26 protein-coding genes are annotated in these 26,267 nt (G+C 68.2%); 19 read left to right on the top strand and 7 right to left on the bottom strand.

Translation table 11 applies throughout. The features are described from left to right. Positions 1-31 precede the first annotated feature (31 nt). The 4 genes from ABZ382_RS31880 to sigJ all read left to right on the top strand — a co-directional run bounded on the left by ABZ382_RS31880 (position 32) and on the right by sigJ (position 3,682). On the top strand, positions 32-538 hold the full coding sequence (locus tag ABZ382_RS31880; protein WP_357096837.1) for a low molecular weight protein-tyrosine-phosphatase: 507 nt from the start codon (positions 32-34) through the stop codon (positions 536-538). Next, on the top strand, positions 535-1,440 hold the full coding sequence (locus ABZ382_RS31875; RefSeq protein ID WP_357096834.1) for an SURF1 family cytochrome oxidase biogenesis protein: 906 nt from the start codon (positions 535-537) through the stop codon (positions 1,438-1,440). The genes ABZ382_RS31880 and ABZ382_RS31875 overlap by 4 nt, the downstream gene beginning before the upstream one ends. 95 nt (positions 1,441-1,535) lie before the next feature. Further along, positions 1,536-2,543, top strand: coding sequence for a cobalamin biosynthesis protein (locus tag ABZ382_RS31870; protein ID WP_357096831.1), 1,008 nt, complete (start codon positions 1,536-1,538; stop codon positions 2,541-2,543). 185 nt (positions 2,544-2,728) lie between these two features. Further along, positions 2,729-3,682: an RNA polymerase sigma factor SigJ gene (gene sigJ, locus ABZ382_RS31865; protein WP_357096829.1), complete on the top strand. Its 954-nt coding sequence runs from the start codon at positions 2,729-2,731 to the stop codon at positions 3,680-3,682. 58 nt (positions 3,683-3,740) lie between these two features. Here the strand turns inward: sigJ and ald are convergent, their stop codons facing one another. Together ald and ABZ382_RS31855 are read right to left on the bottom strand one after the other, a co-directional pair. Continuing rightward, positions 3,741-4,850: an alanine dehydrogenase gene (gene ald, locus ABZ382_RS31860; RefSeq protein WP_357096826.1), complete on the bottom strand. Its 1,110-nt coding sequence runs from the start codon at positions 4,848-4,850 to the stop codon at positions 3,741-3,743. A gap of 67 nt (positions 4,851-4,917) precedes the next feature. Next, positions 4,918-5,712, bottom strand: a complete 795-nt coding sequence (locus ABZ382_RS31855) for an MBL fold metallo-hydrolase (RefSeq protein ID WP_357096822.1) — start codon at positions 5,710-5,712, stop codon at positions 4,918-4,920. A 71-nt stretch (positions 5,713-5,783) separates the two neighbouring features. On the opposite strand from ABZ382_RS31855, the gene ABZ382_RS31850 reads away from it, so the two are divergent. From ABZ382_RS31850 to ABZ382_RS31825, 6 genes are all read left to right on the top strand, one after another. Beyond that, complete coding sequence (locus ABZ382_RS31850; RefSeq protein ID WP_357096819.1) at positions 5,784-6,740, top strand: helix-turn-helix domain-containing protein; 957 nt, start codon at positions 5,784-5,786, stop codon at positions 6,738-6,740. Between the two features lie 9 nt (positions 6,741-6,749). Next, complete coding sequence (locus ABZ382_RS31845; RefSeq protein ID WP_357096816.1) at positions 6,750-7,265, top strand: gamma carbonic anhydrase family protein; 516 nt, start codon at positions 6,750-6,752, stop codon at positions 7,263-7,265. 140 nt (positions 7,266-7,405) lie between these two features. Continuing rightward, complete coding sequence (locus tag ABZ382_RS31840; protein WP_213560258.1) at positions 7,406-7,579, top strand: hypothetical protein; 174 nt, start codon at positions 7,406-7,408, stop codon at positions 7,577-7,579. Between the two features lie 144 nt (positions 7,580-7,723). Further along, the gene (locus ABZ382_RS31835) at positions 7,724-8,353 is read left to right on the top strand and encodes a TetR/AcrR family transcriptional regulator (protein WP_357096813.1); all 630 of its coding nucleotides are present in this window, start codon (positions 7,724-7,726) and stop codon (positions 8,351-8,353) included. A gap of 64 nt (positions 8,354-8,417) precedes the next feature. Beyond that, positions 8,418-9,134, top strand: a complete 717-nt coding sequence (locus ABZ382_RS31830; protein ID WP_357096810.1) for an ElyC/SanA/YdcF family protein — start codon at positions 8,418-8,420, stop codon at positions 9,132-9,134. 424 nt (positions 9,135-9,558) lie between these two features. Then, on the top strand, positions 9,559-10,335 hold the full coding sequence (locus ABZ382_RS31825) for a helix-turn-helix transcriptional regulator (RefSeq protein ID WP_357096807.1): 777 nt from the start codon (positions 9,559-9,561) through the stop codon (positions 10,333-10,335). A 114-nt stretch (positions 10,336-10,449) separates the two neighbouring features. Here the strand turns inward: ABZ382_RS31825 and gndA are convergent, their stop codons facing one another. Further along, on the bottom strand, positions 10,450-11,892 hold the full coding sequence (gene gndA, locus ABZ382_RS31820) for an NADP-dependent phosphogluconate dehydrogenase (RefSeq protein WP_357096804.1): 1,443 nt from the start codon (positions 11,890-11,892) through the stop codon (positions 10,450-10,452). Positions 11,893-12,233: 341 nt separating this feature from the next. Between gndA and ABZ382_RS31815 the strand changes: the two genes are divergently transcribed. Then, on the top strand, positions 12,234-12,965 hold the full coding sequence (locus ABZ382_RS31815; protein WP_357096802.1) for a hypothetical protein: 732 nt from the start codon (positions 12,234-12,236) through the stop codon (positions 12,963-12,965). A gap of 388 nt (positions 12,966-13,353) precedes the next feature. Here ABZ382_RS31815 and ABZ382_RS31810 read toward each other — a convergent pair whose 3' ends face one another. Then, positions 13,354-13,944, bottom strand: a complete 591-nt coding sequence (locus tag ABZ382_RS31810) for a TetR/AcrR family transcriptional regulator (protein ID WP_357096800.1) — start codon at positions 13,942-13,944, stop codon at positions 13,354-13,356. 105 nt (positions 13,945-14,049) lie between these two features. On the opposite strand from ABZ382_RS31810, the gene ABZ382_RS31805 reads away from it, so the two are divergent. Beyond that, entirely contained in the window at positions 14,050-14,535 is a 486-nt protein-coding gene (locus ABZ382_RS31805; protein ID WP_357096797.1) for a nitroreductase family deazaflavin-dependent oxidoreductase, read from the top strand. Between the two features lie 299 nt (positions 14,536-14,834). On the opposite strand, the gene ABZ382_RS31800 is transcribed toward ABZ382_RS31805, so the two are convergent. Next, on the bottom strand, positions 14,835-15,452 hold the full coding sequence (locus ABZ382_RS31800; RefSeq protein WP_357096794.1) for a uracil-DNA glycosylase: 618 nt from the start codon (positions 15,450-15,452) through the stop codon (positions 14,835-14,837). A gap of 301 nt (positions 15,453-15,753) precedes the next feature. Between ABZ382_RS31800 and ABZ382_RS31795 the strand changes: the two genes are divergently transcribed. The 4 genes from ABZ382_RS31795 to ABZ382_RS31780 all read left to right on the top strand — a co-directional run bounded on the left by ABZ382_RS31795 (position 15,754) and on the right by ABZ382_RS31780 (position 20,325). Further along, positions 15,754-16,587, top strand: coding sequence for a GIY-YIG nuclease family protein (locus tag ABZ382_RS31795; protein WP_357096790.1), 834 nt, complete (start codon positions 15,754-15,756; stop codon positions 16,585-16,587). A 487-nt stretch (positions 16,588-17,074) separates the two neighbouring features. Beyond that, entirely contained in the window at positions 17,075-17,554 is a 480-nt protein-coding gene (locus ABZ382_RS31790) for a hypothetical protein (protein ID WP_357096787.1), read from the top strand. 838 nt (positions 17,555-18,392) lie between these two features. Continuing rightward, positions 18,393-18,764: a hypothetical protein gene (locus ABZ382_RS31785; protein WP_357096784.1), complete on the top strand. Its 372-nt coding sequence runs from the start codon at positions 18,393-18,395 to the stop codon at positions 18,762-18,764. A gap of 289 nt (positions 18,765-19,053) precedes the next feature. Then, a complete protein-coding gene (locus ABZ382_RS31780; RefSeq protein ID WP_357096782.1) occupies positions 19,054-20,325 on the top strand; it encodes a sensor domain-containing diguanylate cyclase in 1,272 nt (423 codons plus the stop codon). A 207-nt stretch (positions 20,326-20,532) separates the two neighbouring features. On the opposite strand, the gene ABZ382_RS31775 is transcribed toward ABZ382_RS31780, so the two are convergent. After that, a complete protein-coding gene (locus tag ABZ382_RS31775; protein ID WP_357096779.1) occupies positions 20,533-21,324 on the bottom strand; it encodes a helix-turn-helix domain-containing protein in 792 nt (263 codons plus the stop codon). 400 nt (positions 21,325-21,724) lie between these two features. Here ABZ382_RS31775 and ABZ382_RS31770 point away from each other — a divergent pair, with 400 nt between their 5' ends. The 3 genes from ABZ382_RS31770 to ABZ382_RS31760 all read left to right on the top strand — a co-directional run bounded on the left by ABZ382_RS31770 (position 21,725) and on the right by ABZ382_RS31760 (position 24,581). Beyond that, positions 21,725-22,660, top strand: coding sequence for a cutinase family protein (locus ABZ382_RS31770; protein WP_357096776.1), 936 nt, complete (start codon positions 21,725-21,727; stop codon positions 22,658-22,660). Positions 22,661-22,947: 287 nt separating this feature from the next. Further along, positions 22,948-23,688 (top strand): hypothetical protein, encoded by a 741-nt coding sequence (locus ABZ382_RS31765; RefSeq protein ID WP_357096773.1) that lies wholly within the window; start codon positions 22,948-22,950, stop codon positions 23,686-23,688. Positions 23,689-23,843: 155 nt separating this feature from the next. Then, positions 23,844-24,581, top strand: coding sequence for a hypothetical protein (locus ABZ382_RS31760; protein ID WP_357096770.1), 738 nt, complete (start codon positions 23,844-23,846; stop codon positions 24,579-24,581). A gap of 59 nt (positions 24,582-24,640) precedes the next feature. Here the strand turns inward: ABZ382_RS31760 and ABZ382_RS31755 are convergent, their stop codons facing one another. After that, a complete protein-coding gene (locus ABZ382_RS31755) occupies positions 24,641-26,104 on the bottom strand; it encodes a glyceraldehyde-3-phosphate dehydrogenase (protein WP_357096767.1) in 1,464 nt (487 codons plus the stop codon). Positions 26,105-26,267: the final 163 nt, after the last annotated feature.

Genomic DNA, 26,267 nt, shown 5'->3' with positions numbered 1-26,267 from the left:
ACGTGGCCACCGTCCACGCCCACCGGCCAGAATGGCTGTCGTGGGCGACCTGCATGTGACGTTTATCTGCACCGGCAATATCTGCCGGTCCCCGATGGCCGAGAAGATCTTCGCCGCGCATCTCGAGCGTGCGGGATTGGCGGATCGGGTGCGGGTGAGCAGTGCCGGGACCGGGCGCTGGCATGTCGGCGACGAGGCCGACTACCGGACCAATCAGGAGCTGAGCTCGCACGGCTATCCGACCGGGCACAGTGCGGCGGTGATCGGGGACGACCACCGCGACGCCGACCTGGTGGTGGCGCTCGACACCGGGCACGAACGGGACCTGGCCCGGATGGGGGTGCCGTCGGATCGGCGGCGGCTGCTGCGCAGTTTCGACCCGGACGCGGACGGTCGCTCGGTGCCGGACCCGTACTACGGCGACCAGTCCGATTTCGCGTTGGTGCGCGAGCAGATCGAGGCGGCCGTGCCGGGGATGCTGGACTGGGTGCGCGAACAGCTCGGCGAGGACCCGCGGGCCGGAGGCCGGGACGCATGAGTTCGCTGCTGCGTCGCCTCACCTTCCTGCTGCGCCCGAGCTGGCTGATCCTGGCCGTGGTGGTGGCCGGTTTCGCCTACCTGTGCTTCACCGTGCTCGCGCCCTGGCAGCTGGGCAAGAACACCCGCACCTCCGAACGCAACGACCGCATCGCCGCGTCGGTGCACGCCGACCCGGTGGACATCGCCGGGCTGCTGTCGGGGGACGGCAAGAACACCGAATGGCGGCGCGTCACCGCCACCGGCAGCTACGTCCCGGACTCGACGGTCCTGGTGCGCCTGCGCCACCTCGACGGGCAGCCCGCCTACACCGTGCTCGCCGGGTTCCGGCTCGACGACGGCCGCACCCTGCTGGTCGACCGCGGCCAGATCGCGGCGGCGCAGGGCGGCACCCGCCCGCCCGCCATCGCCGACCCGCCCACCGGGCCGCAGCATCTCGAGGCCCGTATCCGCGCCTCCGAGGGCGTCATCGAGAAGAAGCCGCCGACCACCGAAGACGGCTTCCGGCAGGTGTACACGACCGACACCCAGCAGGAAGCGGCCGTTCTCGGCCTGCCCCTGACGCCCATCCCGACCGATGGCCTCGGCGGCTATCTGCAACTCGACGCGGGCCAGCCCGGCGCGTTCACCCCCGACGCCCTCCCCCAGCTCGACGCCGGCCCGTACCTGTCCTACGGCCTGCAATGGCTGGCCTTCGGCGTCATGGCGCCGCTGGGTCTCGGCTACTTCGTGTGGTCCGAGATCCGCGCTCGCCGCCGCGAGAAGTCCGAAGCGGCGGCCGAACCGGCCGAGGCCGCCCGCGCCGGCACCGACGCCCAGGCGGTCGCAGACCCGACCCCCACACCGAAGCCCACCACCAACGAGGCCCGCCTGGCGGACCGCTACGGCGGCACACGGCGCTGACCGGAAGCTGGACAGGCGCGCCCGGTTGCCCGCCGACCGTCGCAGCACCTGCGGGCGCGACCGGGCTCGTTCGACCGCTCGGCTAACCTCGCCGAGTGCGTAAGGGGACTGCTACCGCTGCCGGGCTGCTGATCGGGTTCGGCATGGATCGGGTGCTCGGCGATCCTCGGCGCGGGCATCCGGTGGCCGGATTCGGTTCGGCGGCAATGCGGGTGGAGCAGGTCACCTATCGGGACACCCGGGCGGCCGGGGTGGCGCACGAGGTTGTGTTGGTCGGCGCGGTCACCGGGTTGGGTATCGGGCTGGGACGCGCGGTGTCGGGGCGAGGTCCGGCGGGATCCTGGATTACGCGGCCGCGCAAGGGCGGTCGCGAAGATCTGACTCCGGTGCGCGCGCTCGCAGAGCTGGCGCTCACCGCGGCCGCGGCCTGGACCGTACTGGGCGGGACCACGCTGGCGAAGACCGGGCGGGACATGGCCGATCGCCTCGAGTCCGGGGACATCGAGGGCGCGCGGGCCTTGCTGCCATCGCTGTGCGGCCGCGATCCAGAGGCGCTCGACGCCGACGGGCTGGCTCGCGCGGCGCTGGAATCGATCGCGGAGAACACCTCGGACGCGACGGTCGCGCCGCTGTTCTGGGGCGCGGTGGCGGGCGTTCCCGGGCTGCTGGCCTACCGGGCCATCAATACCCTCGACGCGATGGTCGGCTATCGCAACGAGCGCTACGAGCGGTTCGGTTGGGCCGCCGCGCGAACCGATGACGTCGCCAATCTCGCGCCCGCCCGGGTGAGCGGCCTGCTCACGACCGCCCTCGCGCCGGTGATCGGGGGCCGTCCCGCCGCCGCCTGGCGGGCCTGGCGTCGTGATGCGGGCAAGCATCCGAGCCCTAATGCCGGTGTGGCGGAAGCCTCCATGGCGGGCGCGCTGGGCGTGACGCTCGGCGGCCGCACCGAGTACCGGCACGGGATCGAGATGCGGCCCACCCTCGGTGACGGCCCGGTCCCCCGGGTTCCCGATCTGCGGCGCGCGGTGCGGCTCTCGGAAGCCGTTCAGCTCGCCACCGCGGTGGCCGCCGCCACGGCCGCGTACCTGCGCCGGCGCTGACCGCACAGGCCGCGGACGCGGACGGGATCCCGCTTCGGTGGCCGGGCGCGCCTTGCGATGCTCCGACCGGTCGGTCTCCCTTCGCTATGTTCTGACATGGGAATGTCACAGTCCGCGGACTCGATTCGTCGGTGCTGTAGACGGTCCGCCCCATCGGGCGGGCGTGAGCGAAGGCGAGGGTTGCGATGAGTGGCGACGGACGGAACGGGCCCGACCAGGCCGAGCTGGCACGGCAGTTCGAGGAGCATCGCGGCTATCTGCGGCGGGTCGCGTACAGCACCCTCGGCAGTCTCAGCGACGCCGACGACGTGGTGCAGGAGGCATGGCTGCGGCTGGTCCGGTACTACGAGACCAGCCCGGAGGACGCGCGGATCGAGAACCTGCGCGCCTGGCTGACCACCGTCACCGGGCGGCTGGCCCTCGACTATCTGGGATCGGCGCGGGCGCGGCGCGAACAGTATGTGGGCGAATGGCTTCCGGAGCCGGAGGTCACCACCTGGGACGACCCGGCCGACCGCGTCTCCCAGGACGAGCGGGTCACCACCGCCCTGCTGGTGGTGCTGGAATCGCTGTCGCCCGCCGAGCGGACCGCGTTCGTACTGCAGGACGTCTTCGGCATGACCGGCCCCGAGGTGGCCGAAGTCGTGGGCCGCACCCCGGCCGCGGTGCGCCAATTGGCTTCGCGCGCCCGCAAACACGTGGAGAACGGCACCCCCCGCTTCCCCGCCAGTGCCGACGAGCACGAGAAGGTGGTGTCGGCGTTCGCGGTGGCGTGGCGTTCCGGCGACCTGAGCGCGCTGCTGGGCGTGCTCGACACCAATGTCACCTTCACCTCCGACGGCGGCGGCAAGGTGCAGGCGTTCCTGCATCCGATGCACGGCGCGGACAAGGTCGCCGCGACGCTGCTCGGGTTCCTGGAGTTCGCGTCGAAGATCGGCGGCGCGTGGGGTCGCCCGGTGCTGGTCAACGGCCGGCCCGGCCTGGTGGTGTTCGACGGCAAGAACACCGGCGTCTTCTCGTTCACCATCGACGAGGGCCGGATCACCAAGATCGACGTGGTGCGCAACCCGGACAAGCTGCGCGACCTCCCCGCCGACGGCGCGGGACCGGACTGGGCGCTGGGCTCGTCCGAGTCCTGAGCGACGGATACCGCGGGCCCGCAACCGGATTCACCCGGTCGCGGGCCCGCCACCGTGGTCAGGACGAGGTGTACGTCGCCGGCCCCAGACCGTGCGCGGCCGCCACCTCCGGCGAGTAGAGCCGCCCGGCGTCGGCCGTGAGCCCCTGCCCGAGACCGGGATCCGCGGCGCACGCGCCCGCCCAGCCGAGATTCGCGATGGCGCGCACGTACGGCAGCGTCACATTGGTGAGCGCCACCGTGGACGTGTGCGGGACCGCGCCCGGCATGTTCGCGACGCAGTAGAACAGCGTGTCCGCCACGTGGAACGTCGGTTTCGCGTGCGTGGTCGGATGCGAGCTCTCGAAGCAGCCGCCCTGATCGATGGCGATGTCGACCAGCACCGCGCCGGACCGCATCCGCGCGACCAGACTGTCGGGCACCAGTTTCGGGGCCCGCGCACCCGGCACCAGCACCGACCCGATCACCAGATCGGCGACCAGCACGGCCTTCTCGACCTCGGCGGTATTCGATCCGATTGTGGTGATCCGCCCGCCGAACCGGGCGTCGAGTTCCCGCAGGCGCGCGATATTGGTGTCCAGCACCGTGACCCGCGCCCCCATGCCGAGCGCGACGGTCGCCGCGTTGGCGCCCGCCACGCCCCCACCCAGCACCACCGTGTCCGCGGGCCGCACGCCCGGCACCCCGCCGAGCAGCAGTCCGGACCCGCCCTGCGGCGCCATCAGGTGATACGCCCCGACCATGGCGCCGAGCTTGCCCGCCACCTCGCTCATGGGCGCGAGCAACGGCAGGGTGCCGTCCGCGGCGCGCACGGTCTCGTAGGCGATGGCGGTGATGCCCGAGCGGAGGATGGCGTCGGTGCATGCGCGGGAGGCGGCCAGGTGCAGGAAGGTGAACAGCACCTGCCCCGCCCGCATGCGCGGATACTCCTCGGCGATGGGCTCTTTCACCTTCAGCACCAGTTCGGCCGCGTCCCAGACGTCGTCGGCGGTGGGCGCGGTGCGGGCGCCCGCCTCGAGGTAGTCGGCATCGTGGAAGCCGGACCCGATGCCCGCTCCGGCCTCGATCAGCACCTCGTGGCCGCCCCGCACCAGTTCCCCGGCGCCGGCCGGGGTGAGGGCGACGCGGTACTCCTGCTCCTTGACCTCCCGTGGAACCCCGATTCTCATACCGCCATAGTTCCCCGGCCGGGGCCGCGCCGCCATCAGCGCCACGGCCCGAATTCGGCGGCCGCTGTCAGCGGGCCACCGCGGCGGGGAGTTCGAGGGTCAGGGTCTCGCCCGGGCTCGGGATGCGCAGGCGGTCGGTCTGTCCCGCGAGCATGAAGCGGTGGGTCAGGTAGTCGAGGTGCTCGGAGAAGTGCGCCCAGCCCTCGGCGTGCACCGGCACGATCAGCGCGTCACCCAGCGCGAGGGAGGCCTTGGCGGCGGTGCGGCCGTTGAGGGTCAGGTCCAGATCACCGAACCGGTCGACGTTCGCCGCGCCCACATTGAGGATGGCGATGTCGATGCGCCCGAAGCGTTCCGCGATCCGCTGCACGTTCTCGACCGAGGCGTTGTCGCCGGAGACGTATACGGTCGGCAGTCCGTCGGCCTGCAGGACGAACCCGGTGACCACACCGGTGAGCGGCTCGCAGCCCTCCGGTCCGTGCAGCGCGGGCACGCCGGTGACGGTCACCGCGCCGATCCGCGTCGACTCCCAGTTCGCGAGTCCCCGAACGCCTTCCATGCGCTCGGCGGCGTCGGGGGTCGACAGCACGTGCTCGACGCTCGGCAGCAGCGCGCGACCGGCGGCGTCGAGGTTGTCGGCGTGCTGGTCGTGCGAGAGCAGCACCACGTCGATCGGGCCGATCTCCGCGACCGGGACGGCGGGTCCGGCGAGCTTGTAGAGGGTGACCGGGCCGGGGTAGTTGCCGGGCTCGTCGAAGGTGGGGTCGGTCAGGAAGGTCAGGTCGCCGTAGCCGAAACGCACGGTGGGACCGCCGATGTGGAGGATCTCGAGGGCGCCCGCGGTGTCGATCTTGTTCGTCATGGCTTCGAGTTTCGTCGTCGGGGCCCAGCGCCGACAGTGGCCCGAAGGCCGCGTATCGATAAGATCGGGCCATGAGTGCCGAGCACACCGTCGCCGTTCTGGCGCACGACGGGATCAGCCCCTTCCACCTGTCGGTCCCCACCCTGGTGTTCGGCCGGATCGGCGCGGGCGGCCCCGACCACAGCCCCTACCGCGTGGTGGTGTGCGCCGAGCGGCCCGGAACCTTCGCCACGCCCGCGGGATTCGACATCGTCGTCGGCCACGGCCTGGAGGCGGCCGAGACCGCCGACACCTTCGTCATCCCCGCGTGGGACCGCGATCGCCCACTGCCCGAACCGGTTCGCGAGGCCCTGCACCGGGCGCACGCTCGCGGCGCGCGGATCGTGGGCCTGTGCCTGGGCGCGTGGGCGGTGGCGGCCAGCGGCCTGGCCGACGGACGCGAGATCACCACGCACTGGTCGGCGGCCACCGAGCTGGCCCGCGCCTATCCGGCGGTGCGGGTGCGGGCCGACCGATTGTGGACCGACGACGGCGACCTGATCACCTCCGCCGGCACGGCCGCGGCGCTCGACTGCTGCCTGCATCTGGTGCGCACCGATCACGGCAGCCGGATGGCGGCCGAGCTGGCGCGCAGCCTCGTCCTGGCTCCGCATCGCAGTGGCTCACAGGCGCAGTACATTCCGGTCGCGGTGCCGGAGTCGGTGGACGAGGATCCGATCGAGCACGCCATGGTGTGGGCCCGCACCCATCTCGACGAGCCGGTGGACCTGGACGGCTGGGCGCGTACGGCGCTCATGTCGCGGCGCACCTTCACCCGGCGATTCCGCGACCGCACCGGCGCCAGCCCGCAGCAGTGGCTGCTGCAGCAGCGTGTCGATCACGCCCGGCTGCTGCTGGAATCGACCGACGACACGATGGATCGCGTCGCCGCCGATTCCGGTCTGGGCACCGGCGTCAATCTGCGCCATCACTTCCACCGGCTGCTGGGCACCACCCCCGCGGCCCACCGCGCCCTGTTCCGCCGCTAAGTTCGCCCCATGAGGATTCAGCTGGGTGAGCACGCGCCGCAGATCGACGAGACCGCGTGGATCGCGCCCAACGCCACCGTGGCCGGCCGGGTGCGGCTGGAAGGCGAAGTGAGCGTCTGGTATTCGGCGGTGCTGCGCGGGGACATGGACCAGATCACCGTGGGCGCGCGCAGCAATATCCAGGACGGCTGCGTGCTGCACGCCGATCCCGGCTTCCCGTGCACCGTGGGCGAGGGTGTCTCGGTCGGGCACAACGCGATTCTGCACGGCTGCACGGTCGGCGACGACGTGCTGATCGGGATGGGCGCGACGGTGCTCAACGGCGCGGTGATCGGCGAGGGCAGCCTGATCGCGGCCAACGCGCTGGTGCCGGAGGGTGCGCAGATCCCGCCGGGGTCGCTGGTGGCGGGCGTCCCGGGCAAGGTGCGCCGGGAGCTGAGCGAGGCCGAGCGCGATCACATTCGCCTGAATGCGGCCGCATACCTGCACAACTCGGCGCTGCATCGGCAGGGTCAAGAGGTGTGACTGAAGGGGGCGTGTGAGAAGCCCCACACTGAACAAGTGACCAGTCAGTACGCTGCTAGCATCGGCGGATGCGTTCCCGGCGGCCCGCGCTGTGCAGCCGCTAGCCGGGTGCGCGCTCGGGGCTAGCAGGAGGTTTCACGGTGTCGTACAAGCACGACGGTATGCACCGACAGCGCATCAGCGTGGCCGACATCGCCGCGCAGCCAGGGGGTTTCGAGGCGTTGCAACGCCGAGTCCACGAACTGCGTTCCAGCGGCATCGATTTCGCGGCCAACGCCATCGAGAGCGAAATGGCCGCCCTCGACGTCCGCTGACCGGACCGGGCGTTCACTGATCGGACGGGGTACGAACGGCTTCCCCGCGGCAATGAGATACTTTCGGATCGGCCTGTGCGCTACCGCGCCTCGGCCGTTCACCGCGCTGTCGCGGGGTCGTCCACCCGATCGACTGGAGTCTCGATGCCGTCCGTTCCCACCATCCTGCAACGCATTCTCGAGAAGCCGCGGAGCGAGGGCGAACAGCTACTCGAAAGCGCGCTGTCGGCGTTCCTGGACTTCGGGATCAAGCGAACCAGCATGGGGGAGATCGCCCGTCGCGCCGGGATCAGTCCCGCCACCCTGTACCGGCGATTCGAATCCAAGAACGATCTGGTCGCCGCGGTCGGTGTACGCGAGGCGCAGCTGTTCATCGCCGAGATCGACGAACGCGTGCGCCGCGCCGCGGTCGGCAAGTCCGGGCAGGCTCAGCTGGTCGAGGTATTCGCGGCGTTCATCATTCAGCTCGCCAACAACAAGCTGCTGCGGCGGCTGCTGCGCACCGAACCCGACACCATCCTGCCGCGGCTGACCACCGAGGCCGGGCCGGTGCTCGCGGTCGGGCGCAGCTATCTGGCCGAGAAACTGCGCGCGCTACAGGCTTCCGGGGATGTGCCGGACTTCGACGCCGATCTGGTGGCGGAGATCTTCGCGCGGCTGGGGCAGTCGCTGGTGCTGACGCCGGACGGGCTGATCCCGCTGACCGACGAGACCGCGGCACGCGAGTTCGCACGGCGCACGGTGCTGCCGATGATCGGCGTGCGGCCGGTCTGAGCCGGGCGCGACGCGGGCGAAAAGTCGTTCGATCGGCGCGGGGAGTTCCGGCACACTGGCCACCATGCCGTTGCGTTCCGCTCTCCGCTCCGCCCGCAGCCGGGTCGCCACGTGGTTGCCGCTGCGGCGGGTCGTGAAGATCTGCGCCGTGATCGCGGTGCTGGGGTTCACGGTGGTGCTCGCGTCGGATCTGTGGATCCGGCTGGCGCACCGGAAGTACGAGTACAGCGTGGCGACCGCTCCGTCCGCCGATGTCGCCATCGTGCTCGGCGCGGAGGTCAAGGCGAACGGGAAGCCGTCGGACTATCTGAAGGCCCGCCTGGACCTGGGCCGGCAGCTGCTCGCGGCCGGGAAGGTGAAGGCGCTGCTGCTCACCGGCGACAACGGCCGCTCCACCTACGACGAGCCGACCGCCATGCGCGCCTACCTGATCGAACAGGGCGTGCCCGCCGCCAAGATCGCGCTCGACTACGCCGGATTCAGCACCCACGAATCGTGCGTGCGCGCCCACGACATCTTCGGCGTCACCTCCGCCATCGCGGTCACCCAGGATTTCAGTCTGCCCCGCACCATCGCGCTGTGCCGCGCGGCCGGGATCGACACGGTCGCGGTCGGTGACGACACCATGCCGCACACCATGGTCTATCGCCAGAATTGGCTGCGCGAACAATTGGCCGACACCAAGGCCGTCTATTCCATTCTCCTGCACCCTGAGCCGACATTCCGTGGCGCACAGGAGAGTTCGGTCCGCGACGCGATGGCCGCGGACCCGCAGCCCTGACCGGTCAGATATTCCCGGCCAGTGATCCCGCGCTACCCGCCGCACCCGCGGCCACCGCGCTACCCGTCATCAGACCGACCGCGGCGAGAACCAGAGCCCACATGTGTTTCTACCTTTCGAGAACGAATTTGAAGACGCCTCGAAAAGTAGTGCGGCCCACCAGGTCCCGACGAGAGCCGAAGCCGCATTATGCGCCGACTCCATGGCGATACCCAGCACTTTCCCAGTACCCCATCGCGACGGGGTGTGGTAAGCGCGATTAGCACGCGCGGCACCGCCGCCACAAGCGCTGCAACACACACAAACAGGATCCAACGCCTGATCGTCGCGAAACGAGTTGTGTGGCAGCATCCCGTTATGGGTTGCTCGTCGGTGACTGCGAGCGGGAATCGGCGACGAGCAGGCAGTGGGAAGGCGGGCATCGGTGACCGGAGACGGCGACCGGCTGGCGGATGACATCTCGATTCCCAGCTTCGGCCGGGCCTTACGCCGGCTCCGCGACGAACGCGGCTACTCCCGCGAACACCTGGCGTATTCGGCCGGCGTCAGCGCCAGCTACGTCGCGCTGCTGGAGAAGGGCGAACGCGGCAACCCCACCCGGTCCGTGGTCGAGGCCCTCCTGCGTTGCCTCGACGTCAAGGCGCCCCTGACCCCCACCGACCGCCGCCACCTCTTCGACCTGGCCGGCCTGCGCGTGGACGACGCCCCCACCTCCCAGGATCTGTACGACTCCCTCACGCTCGACCAACGCGAGGCGCTGGCGCTGTTCGACCCCGCCCTCGCCGCCTACATCGCCCCGTGCGGCGACGTCCTCGACGCCAATGACGCCTGGTATGCCGCCTTCCCCGGTCTCCGCGAGGACCGCAATATCTTCCACTGGCTCTTCGGCAACCCGGTAGCCAAACTCGTTGAACCCGACTGGCAATCCGAGGTCCGCCTCTACGTCCAATGGCTCCGCATGACCGTCGGCCGCCTCCCCGACGACCCCGCCCTCACCACCCTGGTCTCCGAGCTGGCCCGCTACCCCCACTTCCGCCACTACTGGTCCGAGGGCACCGTCGACTTCACCCCGCCCGTCCGCACCCTCCGCCTCCGCAACCCCAACTCGGGCGTGATCCGCGAATACAGCGTCCAGGTAGGCCCGATCCAATGCGAAACCCACCCCGACCGAATAGTCCTGTTGTTGTGCCTGCCCCTCTGACACACACCCGCCACTCCCCCGTACTTCTACGGGCGTACTGAACGAGAAGGCGGGGCAGGCGCCGAGGTGGCGCCTGCCCCGCCTTTCAGGTGAGACCGGTTGTCCTGCCGCGAATTACGCGGGGACTTCGCTGCGGTCGCCGCTCCACAGGGTGTGGTACTTGCCTTCGGCGTCGATGCGCTCGTAGGTGTGGGCGCCGAAGAAGTCGCGCTGGCCCTGGGTCAGGGCGGCGGGGAGACGCTCGGCGCGGAGGCCGTCGTAGTAGGACAGCGACGAAGCGAAGGCCGGGACCGGGATGCCGAGCTGAGTCGCGACGACGACCACTCGCCGCCAGCTGTCGATGGCCGTCTCGATGGCCTCGCGGAAGTACGGGGCGAGGATCAGCGACGGGAGAGCCGGGTCGGCTTCGTAGGCTTCCTTGATGCGGTTGAGGAAGCGGGCGCGGATGATGCAGCCGCCGCGCCAGATGGTGGCCAGGTCGCCGGGGTGCAGGTCCCAGTTGTATTCGGCGGAGCCGGCGGCGATCTGGTCGAAGCCCTGGGCGTAGGCGACGATCTTGGAGGCGTAGAGGGCCTGGCGGATGGCCTCGGTGAATTCGGCGACATCCGTGGGCTTCTCGCCGAGGACGCCGGAGGCGAGGCCCTTGGCGGCGGCGCGCTGGGTGCGGGAGCCGGACAGCGCGCGGGCGAAGACGGCCTCGGCGATACCGGTCACGGGGATGCCGAGGTCGAGCGCGGACTTGACGGTCCAGCGGCCGGTGCCCTTCTGCTCGGCGGCGTCGACGATCACGTCGACCAGCGGCTTGCCGGTCTTGGCGTCGACCTGGTTGAGGACCTCGGCGGTGATCTCGACCAGGTAGCTCTCCAGGTCACCGGAGTTCCACTGGGTGAAGACGTCGGCGATCTGCTTGGCGTCGAAGCCCAGCGCGTCGCGGAACAGGTTGTAGGCCTCGCCGATGAGCTGCATGTCGGCGTACTCGATGCCGTTGTGCACCATCTTCACGAAGTGGCCGGAACCGTCGGGGCCGATGTGGGTGCAGCAGGGGACGCCGTCGACCTGGGCGGCGATCGATTCCAGCAGCGGGCCCAGCGACTCGTAGGACTCCTTCGGGCCGCCCGGCATGATGGCGGGGCCGTTCAGCGCGCCCTCCTCACCACCGGAGATGCCGGCGCCGACGAAGTTCAGGCCGCGCGCCTTCATGGCCGCCTCACGGCGGATGGTGTCGGTGTAGAGGGCGTTGCCGCCGTCGATGATGATGTCGCCGGGCTCCATCGCGTCGGCGAGTTCCTCGATGACGGCGTCGGTGGCGTCGCCGGCCTTCACCATGATCAGCACGCGGCGCGGCTTCTCCAGCGCGGCCACGAACTCCTCGACGGTCTCGGTGCGCACGAAGTCGCCGTCACCGCCGTGCTCGGCGAGCAGGGCGTCGGTCTTGCCGATGCTGCGGTTGTGCAGGGCCACGGTGTAGCCGTGCCGGGCGAAGTTGCGGGCGATATTGCTACCCATGACCGCCAGGCCGGTCACGCCGATCTGGGCGCGCGCTTCCGAGGTCGCCATGAAACAGCCTCTCCGTTCAGATGTGATGACCGCACGAAGTCCCTCGGCGGCGGCATCGGCGGATATGCCTCCCACGACGCCACACCTTTTCTACCGCACGCCGGATTCGAGGCTGAGCGCGGCTTCGACGTCGCGCGCGGGAATCGGCGCTGGACGCGCGCTCGGAGGGACCCGCCCGGCGTGAGCGAGCGGCGATCGCCGTCGAAGGAGAGCGGCCCTCGGTGCACGGCCGGAACAGCGGCCACGCCGTCGACCGGCAGTCGACGCCCCACGGTGTCCCCCACCACCGGCGAGCCGAAAACCCGTGGCCGCCAACCCGGATGCGTCGATACAGTGCCGCAATGACTCGTTTGAATCAGATTGTCGCCGTCGAGAAAGGGATCAAGTCCCGCACCTTCTCCGACCTCACCGAAGCCCATCACAAGCTGGCCAAAAACCCGCTGCTGAGCGGCATTTCGCGCACCTACCGACCCAAGGACGAGGAGGGCGAGCAGCTGCCGCCCGAGTCGACGCGCGTCCAGGTGCGATCCGAGGAGGTCCTGCAGGCCACGGCGGACATCCTGACCAAACTGTTCGACGTCGTCGCGACCAAGGACTGGGCCAACTGCGCCGCCCGCGCCGACGTGGTGGTCGACGGCCGCACGCTGATCGCCGACGCGCCCATCACCTACCTGCTGTTCCTGGAGAAGCAGCTGGTGGACCTGCACACCTTCGTGCGCAAACTGCCGGTCCTGGACGCTGCGGAGTCGTGGGAGTACGACTCGGCCGCCGACTGCTACGCCACCGAGCCGGTACAGACGGTGCGCACCAAGAAGATTCCGCGCAACCACGTGAAAGCAGAAGCGACGGAGAAGCATCCGGCGCAGGTCGAGGTGTATCACGAGGATGTGGTGGTCGGTTACTGGCGCACCATCCGATTCTCGGGCGCGCTGCCCGCCAAGCGTGTCAACGAGCTCACCGAACGCGTCGAAAAGCTTCAGCACGCAGTCAAATTCGCGCGCGAGGAGGCCAACAATGACGAGATCACCCAGCGCAAACTGGGCGGTGAGGTCTTCGGATATTTGTTTGGCTGATCCCCGCGCGGGCGGCTAGAGTCGGCAATGCGCAAGGAGCGCAAGCTGAAACAGAAGTTCACTGTGACAGGCACAGCGGCCCAGTGGAGGTTCGAATCCTCCTCCCGCCATCTCCACGGCGGGATAGCCCAACCGGCAGAGGCACCGCGCCTTCAAACTCACACTATCGCTCCAGTTTCAGTATTCTCCGCCGAACGCCGAATCGAGGGAACGGTTTGTCAGCGTGAAGGTTGCAGGTTCAACTCCTGCCGGCTCAGCCACCAATGGGCCGTAGCTCAATCGCAGAGCGTCACGTTAACTTCAGACTCAGACCCGTTCTTAAACGTGTCGGCGTGCCGCAATTGGGCGGACACCGAAACCCCGGGGCAGGCTAGGCCCCGGGGTTTCCCTATGTCAGCGCGGGCCCGACCCAGGTCGAGAGATAGGCGCGCAGCTCGGCACCGCGACGCGGCGGACGGCCCGGATCGATGACGAACGACTGGACGATGCGCAACATGTGCTCGACGAGTTCGTCCAGGGCGGTGTCGGAAATACCGGCCGCGGCCCAATCCACCGAGAACCGTTCCAGGAGCGATCGACCGAAAGCCTGTGCGGTATCGGAGGTTACACCCGCCGAGAACGCGCTGGCCCGACCCGGACGCAGCAGCAGGCCGAGATACTTCTCCTCCGGCAGACGTTCCAGGGTGTAGGCGATGCCCTCCACGACCGCGGTCGCCGGATCGCGAATCTCGACCAGCCGCGCGGACAGCACATCGAGGAAATGCTCGGTCTGCGCGATGGCCGTCGCCGTCAGAAGCGCTTCGGCACTGGGGAAATAGCGGTACACCGTCTGCCGGGTGACGCCGAGGTCGCGGGCCACCTCGGCGATGCTGAACTCGTCGCCGGAGCGGTCGATGGCGCGGCGGGCCGCGGCGACGATGCGGTCGACGGCCTCCGCGTCGTCAGCGGGGGCCGCTCCGGACCAGCCATGCGTGCGCACCGGACCGTCCTCCTTCGCTCACGATTCGGCCGTCCGAGGTTACCCCGCACCCTTGACCATACACATGGTGATCACTGTATGGTCGTGGTGCGTGAAAGGAAGCCTATGACCACGATCCCGCCGCGGCCCCCGCAACTCGACTCCCCGGTCCTGCCGAAGATCTTCAAATACACCGGCAGAGCCCAGGTCTGGATCTACCGCCGCACCGGCGGCCGGATCGGCGGGAAATGGCGCATCGGCGCGGGCTTCCGCAAACCGGTGCCGACGCTGCTGCTCGAGCACCGCGGCCGCAAGTCCGGCACCGTCTACACGGTCCCGCTGCTCTACATCGGCGACGGCGCGGACACCATCGTGGTGGCCTCGCAGGGCGGGCTGCCGAAACACCCGCAGTGGTACCGCAACCTGTGCGCGAACCCGGACACCCACATCCAGATCGGCCGCGACCGATTCGCGGTGCGCGCCCACACCGCCGACGCCGAGCAGCGCGCCCGGCTCTGGCCGCGACTGGTGGAGGCCTACGCCGACTTCGACACCTATCAGGCGTGGGCCGAACGCGAGATCCCGGTCGTGATCCTGACCCCGATCAGCTAGTTTGCGCCGAAATACCCAGTCCGCGCCGGCGAATGATGCCCAGCCTTCGATGCTGCGCAAGGACGCACTGCGTGGCGGAATCGCCTCGGAGTCCGTCGCTGTGGTTCTGGCGCCACCCATCGGCACACACAACGGCACGACGTGGCTGACGACCTCGACCAGATTCTGCAGTCCTTCAACGCCTTCTGACCCAGGACGGGGGACCCTGCGCACAGTGCGACCGGATACGCGGCCATCGATGAACCTCCGATCCGTGCCAATGCCTGCCATCGAAACCGGGCCACGGGCAAGCACGGGTATCAGCGTGTGAGGCGCTGGGAGACCTCCGCGATCGCAGCCTCGAACCGGCCGCGGCCTCCGGCGGAGTTCAGTCCTCGAGCCGAGCAGTGCGGAATCTTGCCCGGCAGGACGTACAGGTCGCGGCGGATTCCCGCGCGTTCCCATCCGTCGCGCGCGGCCGCGCCCAACAGCAGCACCATCTCGAGGTTCGGACACAGCTCGACGAACGCGCGGGTCCACGGCACCGCCCGGGCCCGCTCGGCAAGGGTGGATCCGCCGTTCTTGGCTCCCGCCACCGGGAACGGGACAACGTTCCAGTGCACCACCTGCGACCATCCAATCCGGTGGCGGGCGTAGGCCTCTCGACAGTTGCGGGCGGTTCGATCATTGTTGTCGAGGCTCAGCAGACCAGACCCCGTCCCCGACTCAGCCTTCGTGGAAGGGTTGTCGAGCAGCACCAACACGCGCGCACCGATCCCACCCTGGTCGGGATCGACGTAGGGAACGTGGCCGTGCGGAAGGCCTTCGGCGTCGGCAATCCGGTCGGCCAAGGTGTTCAAGGCAGCGACATGTGGATCACGGATTCGGGCCCTTTTCTCCGCGACGACGGCGAGGTCGGCATTGCGTCCGTGCGGCATGAACTGGAGAGTCGCACGAACGCCGGACAGTCGGCCTCGAAATCGTTCGTCCGAGCGATCTGCCGGGTGGATGTGCCGGTTCGCACGGAGACGCCCGGTTCTGGCGCCGGCCGCAGCGGTAACGACATGCTGCACGAGCAGCTCGCCGACAAACCCTGTCCTGCAGCAGATCCCGATATTGCGGGCGCTGGTCGACCGATTCGAGGACGACGGGGTGAGCTCCGGCTTCCGAGCATCTGGTGATGTCAGCGGGTGCCCTTATCGTTGGGCAAGAAGAATCGGGGCCGCTACGGTCGGCGGCATGACGATAACCCGTGTGGGCGATCTAACACTGGGCCACATCCTGGCTGCAGCTGGGCTGGACCCCGCCGACGTGGTACTGATCCGGCACTCGCTCTACAGCGAACACAGTCCCACGGACCTGTCGCCCAAGGGCATCCGCAGCTACACCCGCGAGCAGTTGAAGAACGGCGGCAAGTTCTTCAAGAACCCGCCCCCGGTTTGGGTGGTGTTCCTCGCGGACAGCAAGACCCGATGCCGTTTGGAAGTCGTCTACGACAACCACGGCGAAGCGCCTCACCCGAACCCGCTGATGCGGGCCTACGACCTGACCGAGAGTGACGCACTGTCCGGGCTGTGTGGTCGGCTCCAGATCGACTGGGGACGGGACCCGATCAACTGGGCGAAATGGGGCAGCGCCGCCGAGAAGATGCCGGTGCTCGAGATTGCTGACCGCAGCGCCGTGCCCTTCCTGGGTTACGACAGCTTCGTATTGACGCACGCCGAACTCCAGAAGGTGGTCGCTGACCCGCGATACGCCGCCTGGCAGACCGCCCTCGGATCGGTGCAAGGCATCTACCTGATCGCAGACACCAGCACCGGCAAGCACTACGTCGGCAAGGCCGACGGCGGCGAGAACATCCTGGGCCGCTGGCGCCAGTATGCAACCGACGGGCACGGGGGGAACCGAGAGTTGCGAGCGCTGACCAAGGCCGACCCACAGCATGCCCGGCATTACGTCTTCAGCCTGCTGCGAGTGTTCGGCCCCAGCACCCCAACGACCGAGGTCGACACGGCTGAATCGCACTTCAAGAACGCGCTCCTCTCGCGGACACACGGCCTCAATGCCAACTGACCGCGACACACCGGCCCTGTCCAGCGCGATGCCGGACAGCAAACCGGTCGCGGCAAGTCAAGGCTTCCGTGGTCAGGTTTCGCTGGCCGGCAACCAATCAGCACGCTCCGATCCGCAGCATCGACCACCAGCCCACGTCTTCCAAACCTGTTGGCTCGCAACATGATCGAGCGCGCGCCGTGTGGCATTCGATCATGACCAGGCGATCACGAGGCGGGTTCTACTGACATTCCGGTACTGACATCTCGATGACGAGTCTCACCAGGTCACCCACGGGTGTCACTGCGTTAGCGCCGGATTCCGGGAGGATGCACAAGACCCCCGAATCCGTTTCGCTGGAACGTTATCGAGCTCGGGGTGGTTCCGGTTCGAACACCTCTGCCCCTGAAAGTCGGGGCAGGCCCACCATAGTGAAGTTGACGTGTTTCATTCGTTGGGTGGATAGGGTTCGGCGACCCCACCGCGGGGAACCCGCAACAGGAGAACGATGACCGCGCACGACCGCCTCTCCCGCCGAATCGGCTGGGGCCTCACCGCCATAGCCGCCACCACGGCCGCCTTGACGACCGCGGTGCCCGCCGCATCCGCCGATATGGTCAATTTCCACATACTCGCCGATCAGGGTGTTCAAACCTATTACGTCGGAACCAAATACGGTTTCTCCGTGGCGCTCGTCGGGACCGGATCGGATTGGGTGACCTTCTACGACAACGGCCAGTGCATCGGCGGTAGCGGGGGACACGGCGGCAGTCCTGAGGTCGGGACCGCCCCGGTCGCACGGGTGAACTGGATCCCGTCGACAGCCGGCAGCCACGTCATCACGGCCAAGGACAGCAAAACCACCCAAACCCTCACAGTGGACGTTCAGCCGGCCCTGCCCGGCTCCCCACCTGCCCAGCCGACATCCCAGCCGGGCTGTGGAGAGCTGGATCGACTGTTCAGCAGTACCGGTAGCTCCACCCTCTAGCCCGCCCGCATCGCGTTCAGCAGCCCGGCTCGGCGGCACCCCCGGTCACCGTGGGCCCGAGCCCGGCCTAGCGTCTAGGAGCTGGCCGCTGCCAGTCTGGGTGAAGTCGATCAGAGCGGCAAGGCTGCGTGCACAGTCTGGTGTTCGGACGGCGACCGTCAGGCCGGAGTGGGTGGCCAGAGCGGTGTAATCGCAGATGTTCCGAAATTCCTTGTCCAGCAGTACGGATCGGGCCACCCTCATAGTCCGTCGACCAGCAGAAACACCGTGTTGACGACTATCCGATCGGCACGCTGGCCTTACTGACCATCGGGCACCGTCGTGTCCACCGCGAGCTCCAGCTTCCGCTGAAGCTTGTTTCTCTTCTCAGGCCCTCGACCGTGGTCGCGCGATGACAGTCACCTCGCACCGACTCAGAACGCAGTGGTCTGCGCTCAGTGCTGGTTCAAGGAACAGTGGCACGCGCTCGGCTGGGGTTTGTCGGATGACTGGATTGTGGTGCGACGGCTAGGATCCGGATCGGCGAGCCGCGGGGAGCGGTGTTCGACGTTTCGGGGGGCTGGTTATGAGGTTGCGGGCGTGGGCTGGATTGCGGAGTCGCCCAGAGGGACTCATCGGGGCAGCACGTCGGCGTGGGGTGGCACCACCGCAACGGCGGCAGCGGCGAGCATCCACGACGCGAACCAAACGCGGTGCCATCCTGGTCGTTTCGGCGCTGGTCGGAGCGGCCGGCTGCTCCTGGTTCTCCGGTCCATCGAGCCATTTCACGCAGCCGTCCCACTATGACGGCGCGCAGCTCTGTGCTCGTTACCAGTCATTTCTCCAGAGCTCGCTGCTGATGACCGACGCAGCGGTGGAGACCCTCACCTTGGAGGAAGGCGGCATTGTCGGTTGGGGGACCATCTGCGACGGCCGCCACGCTGGACGCGACCTGATCGGCTCGTTCAATGTGCACAACAAGCGGATAGACGACGGAACAATCGACGGCATACCCACGGCCTACCCGTCGGTTCCCGGCTTCGAGGGGAAGGCGTGGGTGGGAGCGCCGCTGCCGTCTTGGACGGAAGTCCACGTCCAGGATGGGCTATGGAGTGCGAAAATGCGGTTCGTGAAGAAGAGCCCCGAACAGGAGCTGCTCACCCCTGCCGACGTCCAAGCGGTGACCGTGTTCCTGACTCAGGTCGCACACGACCTCAAAGACTCCGAGTAGTCGGGCTCTGCCGGCTCGTCGTCCATCCAGGGGACTACCACCGGCCCCACGCTCACGCTTGTTCCGAGCGAGGTCACCGCGAAGCCGTGCCGGAGATGTCGGGTGACCAGTACCTTCCCAATGGCCTAGCCCCGTCGGCCGCCGCGGCCCGCTGTGGGCGGCGCCATCCTCGGCCGGTTGCGGTCGGCACGGCCACGGCCGCAGCGGTTCTTTCGTATGCTCATTGTTAGCGAGTGGGGAGAGAAGTGCTGGACCTCGATGGCCCGGCGATGGAGGAGGGTCCTCACGGATGGGCGGTCGTGAGTTTGCCGAGATGGCACGGGTCTGGTCGGCGGCGCTGGTCGATTGCGGTGGCGTGTCCACATCTGTGCCGCACGACATCCGCCGGACGACGACGCGATGGATCGTCACCCTGGACGCTGCCTTGTCGGCCGAGTCGTTCGACCCGTCGCCCGCATACCGAGTCGGGGTCGAGATGGTCCGGTCGAAGCTGACGGTTCCCACCATGATGACCTCGACCGCGGCGATGCTGGCCGGTTTGCTGGAGAGATCAGAGCGGTCGGATCGAACACAGCGGTTCGGCGCGCTGTTGGGAGAACTGGGTCGCGGCTACACCAGCGAGCTGCTGGACGTCCATGCCCGCAGCGAGAAGGCCGCCGAGCAACGCTTTCGCGCGGTATTCGACAACGCCGCGGTGGCTATCGCGCTCTACGACAGCTACGGCATCACGCTCGAGGCCAATCTCACGACGGCCCGGATGGTCGGGATCAACCAGGAGGATCTGCCGGGGACATCCGCTCTGGACTTGATGCATCCCGACGACCGCGACAAGCTCCGTCACACGGTCGTCGGTTTACTCGAGTGCGGACGCGGCACCGCGCACTTGGAAGCTCGCTTCCGTCGCCCTGACGGCAGCGTCTGCTGGGGTTCATGGACGATGACGCTGGTGCACGACGCGGACGGACGTGATGTGCGCGTGCTCGCCGTCGGGGAGGACATCACCGAACGGCGGGCTATGCAGCAGAAACTGTGGTGGGAGGCCCGTCACGATCCGTTGACGGGTCTGCCGAATCGTCATTGCCTGCTCGAAAAGTTGGAGGTCATTGTCGCGGCGGCCAGTCCCACCGATCACATCGGTTTGTGCTTCTTCGATCTCGACGCGTTCAAGATGATCAACGACACTTACGGCCACCGCGCGGGAGACATCGTGTTGACCGAGGTCGGCCGCAGGCTCGACGCGACACTGACCTCGCCGACGATCGCGCTGGCCCGCATCGGAGGAGACGAGTTCGTCGCGCTGCTCGCACCGCCCTGCGACGAAGACACGGCCCACGCGGCCGCCGAGACCATGCTTGCGACGCTGCGAGACCCGATTCCCGTTGGTCCCGGCGATCTGCTGTCCCTGTCGGCCAGCATAGGCGCCGTTGTCACCCCGGTTGCCGGCGCGAATGCCGAGAAGCTGTTGGACGCCGCCGATGTCGGCCTGTACCGCGCCAAGGCCGCCGGTCGCAGCACCTGGGTCCTGCACCGCACCGACAACGGCCCCGCAGCCAGGCAGTAGGCCGAAGCACGACCTCCGCGATCACGCCCAAATGATCGTCTACGCCTACGAAACCGGTCTGGCCTGTTCCGGCGGATGAGCCGCTCGACTACACCGATGGCCGCACAGTCGACGCGTTCAGATTCGCGAGATCCATTGCGTGGCAAGGTGAACTCCCGCCCACTGCTGGGAACGGCACGGTGATCTGCCGCCGCGCATTTCGACCCGCTAGCCCGCACCGGTGGGTAGTCCGACCGTGGCGACGATGTGGCCGGGATACGCCACGGAATCCAGCATGCCCACCTGGATCCGGTACAGCTTCAGCTCGCCCGTGCCCCGATCACGCAATCGCATGGTCCGCACGGGTGGAGCGAACCCGACATCGCCGGAGGACCAGAAGCGCCGGAACTCCGCGAACTCGCCGAGCTCGCGCATGAGATCGCCGAATACGGTGGGATCGCTCAGCGACCCGACACTTCCGCGCAGCCAGCTCACCGACTGCCGCACATCGGCCTCCCAATCGGCCAGCACCCGCCGGGCCGCCGGATCGGCGAACATCCACCGATACAGATTCCCGTTCTCGGCCAGCCCCGGAAACGCCTGCGCCCATTCGATGTTCCCGGCTAGCACATTGCCGCGGGTGTCGTAGAACGCCGCCAGCTTGGGCCGGTGCATGGCGAGCATGCGCAGCGCGTCGGCACTGATCGATCTCTTCAACTCCGCGACCGTCGGATATCCGGCGCCGGTGAGTCCGGCCAAATCGTAGAGATATCGACGCTCGGTGTCCGACAACGGGTCCCGCTGATTCATGCATCGGACGAGCGCGTCGACCACGGCCTGGGTGGGCTTGGCTTTCCCGCCCTTCTCCAGCTGTGTGACATAACTGGCGCTGACCCCGGCCGAGAATGCCAGCCGCTCCCGGGAAAGCCCGCGTCGATCCCGCAACCGCCGCAACACGTCACCGAATGTGGGCAGCACGATGTCCTGATGTTCCCCGATATTCGTTACCCGGATAGTCATATCCGCCGGTTCCCTCCTGCCCTGTAGCGAATCGACGGCTCTGCGTCCGTGACCACTGCCAGAACTTCTCCCGAACGGAATACTCCCACATGATCAGGCCGGAGTCGCACCGGCCGGGCGGCGCGTCGATTGATAGCAATGAGGAATCAGCTATCGGTCCGCGAATTTAACCGCGGTGAAATCGGCGCGGCACAATGGAATTGGATTTCCGCCCGCGCGCCGCCACGCCGAGCAAATAGAACGTGTGTCAATTATCCCATCCGTCCGGTTCTCGGCGTTTCCCGCGCAATCAGTCTCGAGACCGGCCCCCACCTTTGGTATGTTCTGCTCGACGTGCCGCCCCGGCACCGACCAAGCGGTGGAGAAATCGTCCGAACGATTCGAACAAGGGGTGCGAACCTTGTCTTTTCGAGTTACACGAGCCTTCAGAACCGCGAGCAGCGCGCTCGCGGCGGTGGCGACCGCGGCCGGAATCCTCACGGCCACCGGCACACCCGGCGCGCAGGCCGCGCCCGCGGACTGCCCCAACCTCAATGTGATCGCCGTCCCCGGCACCTGGGAAACATCGGTCGACGATCCGAAACAGGGCATGCTCGCCCAAGTCACGCGCGGCCTGCCCGGCTCGGTGCGCACCGACTACGTCAGTTATCCGGCGACCGCCTTCCCCTGGGACGGCGAGGTCTACGGCCGCTCCAAGCACGAGGCCGTGAGCAATGCACGCGGACTCATCTCCGCCATGGCCGCCCGGTGCGCGGCAACGCGTTTCGCGCTCATCGGCTACAGCCAGGGCGCGGACGCGGCGGGCGACCTGGCCTCCGAGATCGGCACCGGCCTCGGCGTCGTCTCGCCCGACCGGGTGGCCGCCGTCGGACTGGTCTCCGATCCGCGCCGCTCCCCCACCGACGCCCTGATCGGCCCGCACGTGGCCGGCACCGGCGCGGGCGGCGCGCGGGCCGGCGGCTTCGGCTGGCTCAGCCCGCGGGTCCGCACCTTCTGCGCGGCGGGTGACCTGTACTGCTCGGTCCCCACCGACGACCTGGCGGGCCGTTCGGCCGGGCTGCTCACCCAGCTCACCGCCCAGGACCCGGTGCAGATCCCCAGCTATGTGCTGACCTTCCAGTCGATTCTGACCGAGGCCCTGGTCCAGGGCGGCACCGCCATTCTCAACGCGCCGGGCGACCACCCGGCGAGTGAGCAGTGGATCAAGCAGGTCCAGGACTTCCTGGACTCGGGCGTGCACCAGTCCTATCCGCGGTACGTCGTCGACAGCAACGGCACCACCGCCACGGTCTGGCTGCGCAACTGGCTGGCCGAGGCCGCGGGCGAAACACACTGATCCCTGGCCGTTCCGGTGGGCCGGACCAGCTACTCCGGCCCACCACCCACCGACCGTGCCAACGCGCCGTGCAGCCATCGCTGCGCGGCGCCGGTCGTCAGGGCACCCGTCACTTCGGATCCCGTACCACCGCAACCAATTCCAGCCGGTTCGCCCGCTCCCCTCCGGCGGGTCCGTTGTTGCTGGCCACCGGCCGTTCGCGGCGATGAGTTTGTCGTTGGTCGTTCGTTGGTAGCCGCCCGCATTCTCGGTGCATTCCACTTCTCGAATACGAAGGAACCGCACCGATGATCGCCACCCACGCCCGTACCGCCGCCCGTGCCGCACTCGCAGCGGCCGTCGTCGGTTCCGCCAGTTTCGGTTTGTTCGGCAGTCTCACCGTCGCCAACGCGGGCGGCGACTATGGGCCCGACACCTGTCAGGAAGGCTACGTGTGGCGGGAGGCCAACGCGGCCGACCACGTGTGCGTCAGCCCCGGCACCCGGGACCAGGCGCGCGCCGACAATGCCGCGGCCGCGTCCCGGAAGGCGGGCGGCGGCGCGTACGGGCCCAATACCTGTGTGAACGGCTACGTCTGGCGGGAGGCCTACAACGGTGACGTCGTCTGCGTCACCCCGGCCGTGCGGCAGCAGGCCAAGGACGACAATGCCGCGGCGGCCGCCCGCAAGGCGTCGCTGAACATCTGGCTGACCACCTACACCGCGGGCAACAAATGCGACGGCGACGTGTGCACCGCGGTCTCGGATGCCGGAGCGCAGTTCAAGATCAACGGCGATCACTTCAACAATGGGACCGTCACGCTGATCGTGAACCGGAACAACGGCACGCGGCTGGCCACGTACACGGTGAAGGCCGGGCCGCACAACGGCTACGCGGGCGCCTCGTTCGGCTACCAGACGAATATGTGGGATCCGAAGTCGGGCTTCCACGCGCCCTGCACGGGCGGCGACGACTCCTACATCCAGGCCTACGATCCGAACTCGCAGCGCTGGTCGGAGCGGCTGTCGTTCAAGCACGACTGCCACTGACCGGGGATGTGCGGGACCACCGAGGTGGTCCCGCACATCGGTGAGCGCACTCCGAAAAAATCGGAAACAAGTTCATTTAAAAACAGCCCGGCCGGTACCCCACTCGAGGTACTTTCCTGCCGAGTCCGTCACCGGACCGGAAGGGTTGAAACACAGTGTTCATTGGGCAAATCGGGTCGACCGCGATCCTTGCGGCCGGAGATTCGGCCGACTCCTCCGGCTTCTCCGCCGGCAGCCTCCTGATCCCAGCGGCCGGCGTGGTCCTGCTGATCGTGGGGCTCGTACTGCGCAACCGGTCGAAGACGACCCCCGTCGCAGCGGAAGAGGGCGGCATCCCCGCCAAGACCGCGTCCTCCGGCCTGCCCAAGCACACGGGCACCATCGTCGCCGTCGCCGGCATCCTGATCCTGGCGCTCGGCCTCGTCGCGGGCCTCACCAAGTCCGGCGCCATCACGGCCAAGGATCCCGAACTGGCCGTGGGCAACTGCGTCACCGCCACCGACTACCGCGGCGCCCAGATCGGCAAGATCAAGCCCACCGCCTGCGAGGACAACACCGCGGTCTACGAACTGGCCGCCTCGGTGAAGAACGGCGCCACCTGCCCCGACGGCAAGCTGCGCGACGCGGGCTACTTCGTGCTCACCAACGGCAACAGCTCGCTGTGCTTCGCCCCCAACGTCAAGGTGGGCAGCTGCTACAGCATGCAGCCCGACGTCAACCAGATCGCGCCCATCGACTGCGCGGCCAAGAACGGCACCGCCATCACCGTCCAGATCGGCGGCCGCTTCGACGGCACCACCGACACCAACCAGTGCGCCATCCCCGCCGGCGCGACCGTGACCCCGCAGCCCGCCCGCGTGGTGTGCTGGCAGCCGGTCACCCCGGTCAGCTAGTCGACACAGCGAAGGGCCCCGGCGGTGTGACCGCCGGGGCCCTTCGTCATATCCGGGGACTAGCCCGCCGCGACCGCGACGCTCTCCGCGCCCACGCGCGGGTACGTCGGGTACTCGATACCCGAGATGTACTGCACGGTCCGCACGACCTGGCACGAGTAACCGAACTCGTTGTCGTACCAGAGGTAGAGGATCGCGGTGTCGCCGTCCACGATGGTGGCGTTGGCGTCCACGATCGACGCCGCGCGCGAGCCGATGAAGTCACTCGAGACCACGTCGGTGGCCGCGGTGAAGTCGAGGTTGCGGCTCAACGGACCCGACAGCGACATCTCGCGCAGGTACTCGAGCACCTCGTCCTTCGAGGTCGGGCGCTTGAGCTGCAGGTTCAGGATCGCCACCGAGACATCCGGGGTGGGAACGCGAATCGAGCTGCCGGTGATCTTGGCCTGGAAGTCCGGCATGGCCTTCTTGACCGCGGACTGCGCGCCGGTCTCGGTCAGCACCAGGTTGAACGGCGCGGACCGGCCGCGACGGTCGGAGCTGTGGTAGTTGTCCAGCAGGTTCTGGTCATTGGTGAACGAGTGCACCGTCTCCACGTGGCCGCGCACGATGCCGAACTCGTCCTCCATCGCCTTCAGCGGCGGGACGATCGCGTTGGTGGTGCAGGACGCGCAGGAGTAGACGGTCTGCGACAGGTCCAGCTCACGGTGGTTGACGCCGTGCACGATGTTCGGGACGTCACCCTTGCCGGGCGCGGTCAGCACGACCTTCGAGATGCCCGGGCGCAGGTGCTGTTCCAGGCCCGCGCGGTCACGCCACTTGCCGGTGTTGTCGATCAGGATGGCGTTGTCGATCCCGTACTCGGTGTAGTCGATCGAGGTCGGGTCGTTGCTGTAGATGAACTTGATGGCATTGCCGTTGGCGATGATCGTGCTGTTCTCGGCATCGACCTTGATGGTGCCGTTGAACTGGCCGTGCACCGAGTCGCGGCGCAGCAGCGACGCGCGCTTGACCAGGTCGTCCTCGCCGCCCTTGCGGACCACGACGGCCCGCAGGACCAGGCCGTTGCCGGAGCCGACCTTCTCGATGAGCAGGCGCGACACCAGGCGGCCGATGCGGCCGAAGCCGTACAGCACGACATCGCGCGGGCCCTGCGCCTCGGCCTTGTTGCCGTCGATCACCTCGCCGAGCACGTCGGCGGTGAACTCGGGGACCGACAGGCCGCGCTCGTCGGCGCGGTAGGCCATCACCAGACGGCCCAGGTCGATCTTGCTGGGGCCCAGGTCGAGCGAGCGCAGCGCCTCCAGGAAGGGCAGCGTCTCGTCGATCGACAGTTCCTCGCCCTCGATCTGCCGCGCGAACCGGTGGGTCCGCAGGATGCTGATCACCGACTTGTTCACCAGTGACCGGCTGTGCAGCAGAATCGTCACCCCCTTGTCCCGATACAAGCTGCCGATGATCGGAATCATCGCCTCCGCCGCAGCCTCGTGAGCGTTCCAGCGGTCAAGATGGTCGGTAGTCAACACAAGTCCTCGGGGTTTCCTCGATCTGCACGTGCTGTCGATGCTATCCAGCCCCGAAGTCGCACAATCCTCGGCTACCCGCATGTGAGATCCACGTCGCCTTCGAGGGAGGAACGGACGCCCTGACGCACGACGGCGGTCGCCGGGCGAGGACCGCCCGGCG

Source organism: Nocardia sp. NPDC005825 (assembly GCF_040630175.1).
In the GTDB taxonomy this organism is placed as follows: Bacteria; Actinomycetota; Actinomycetes; order Mycobacteriales; family Mycobacteriaceae; genus Nocardia.
This window is presented reverse-complemented; position numbering and strand designations above follow the sequence as displayed.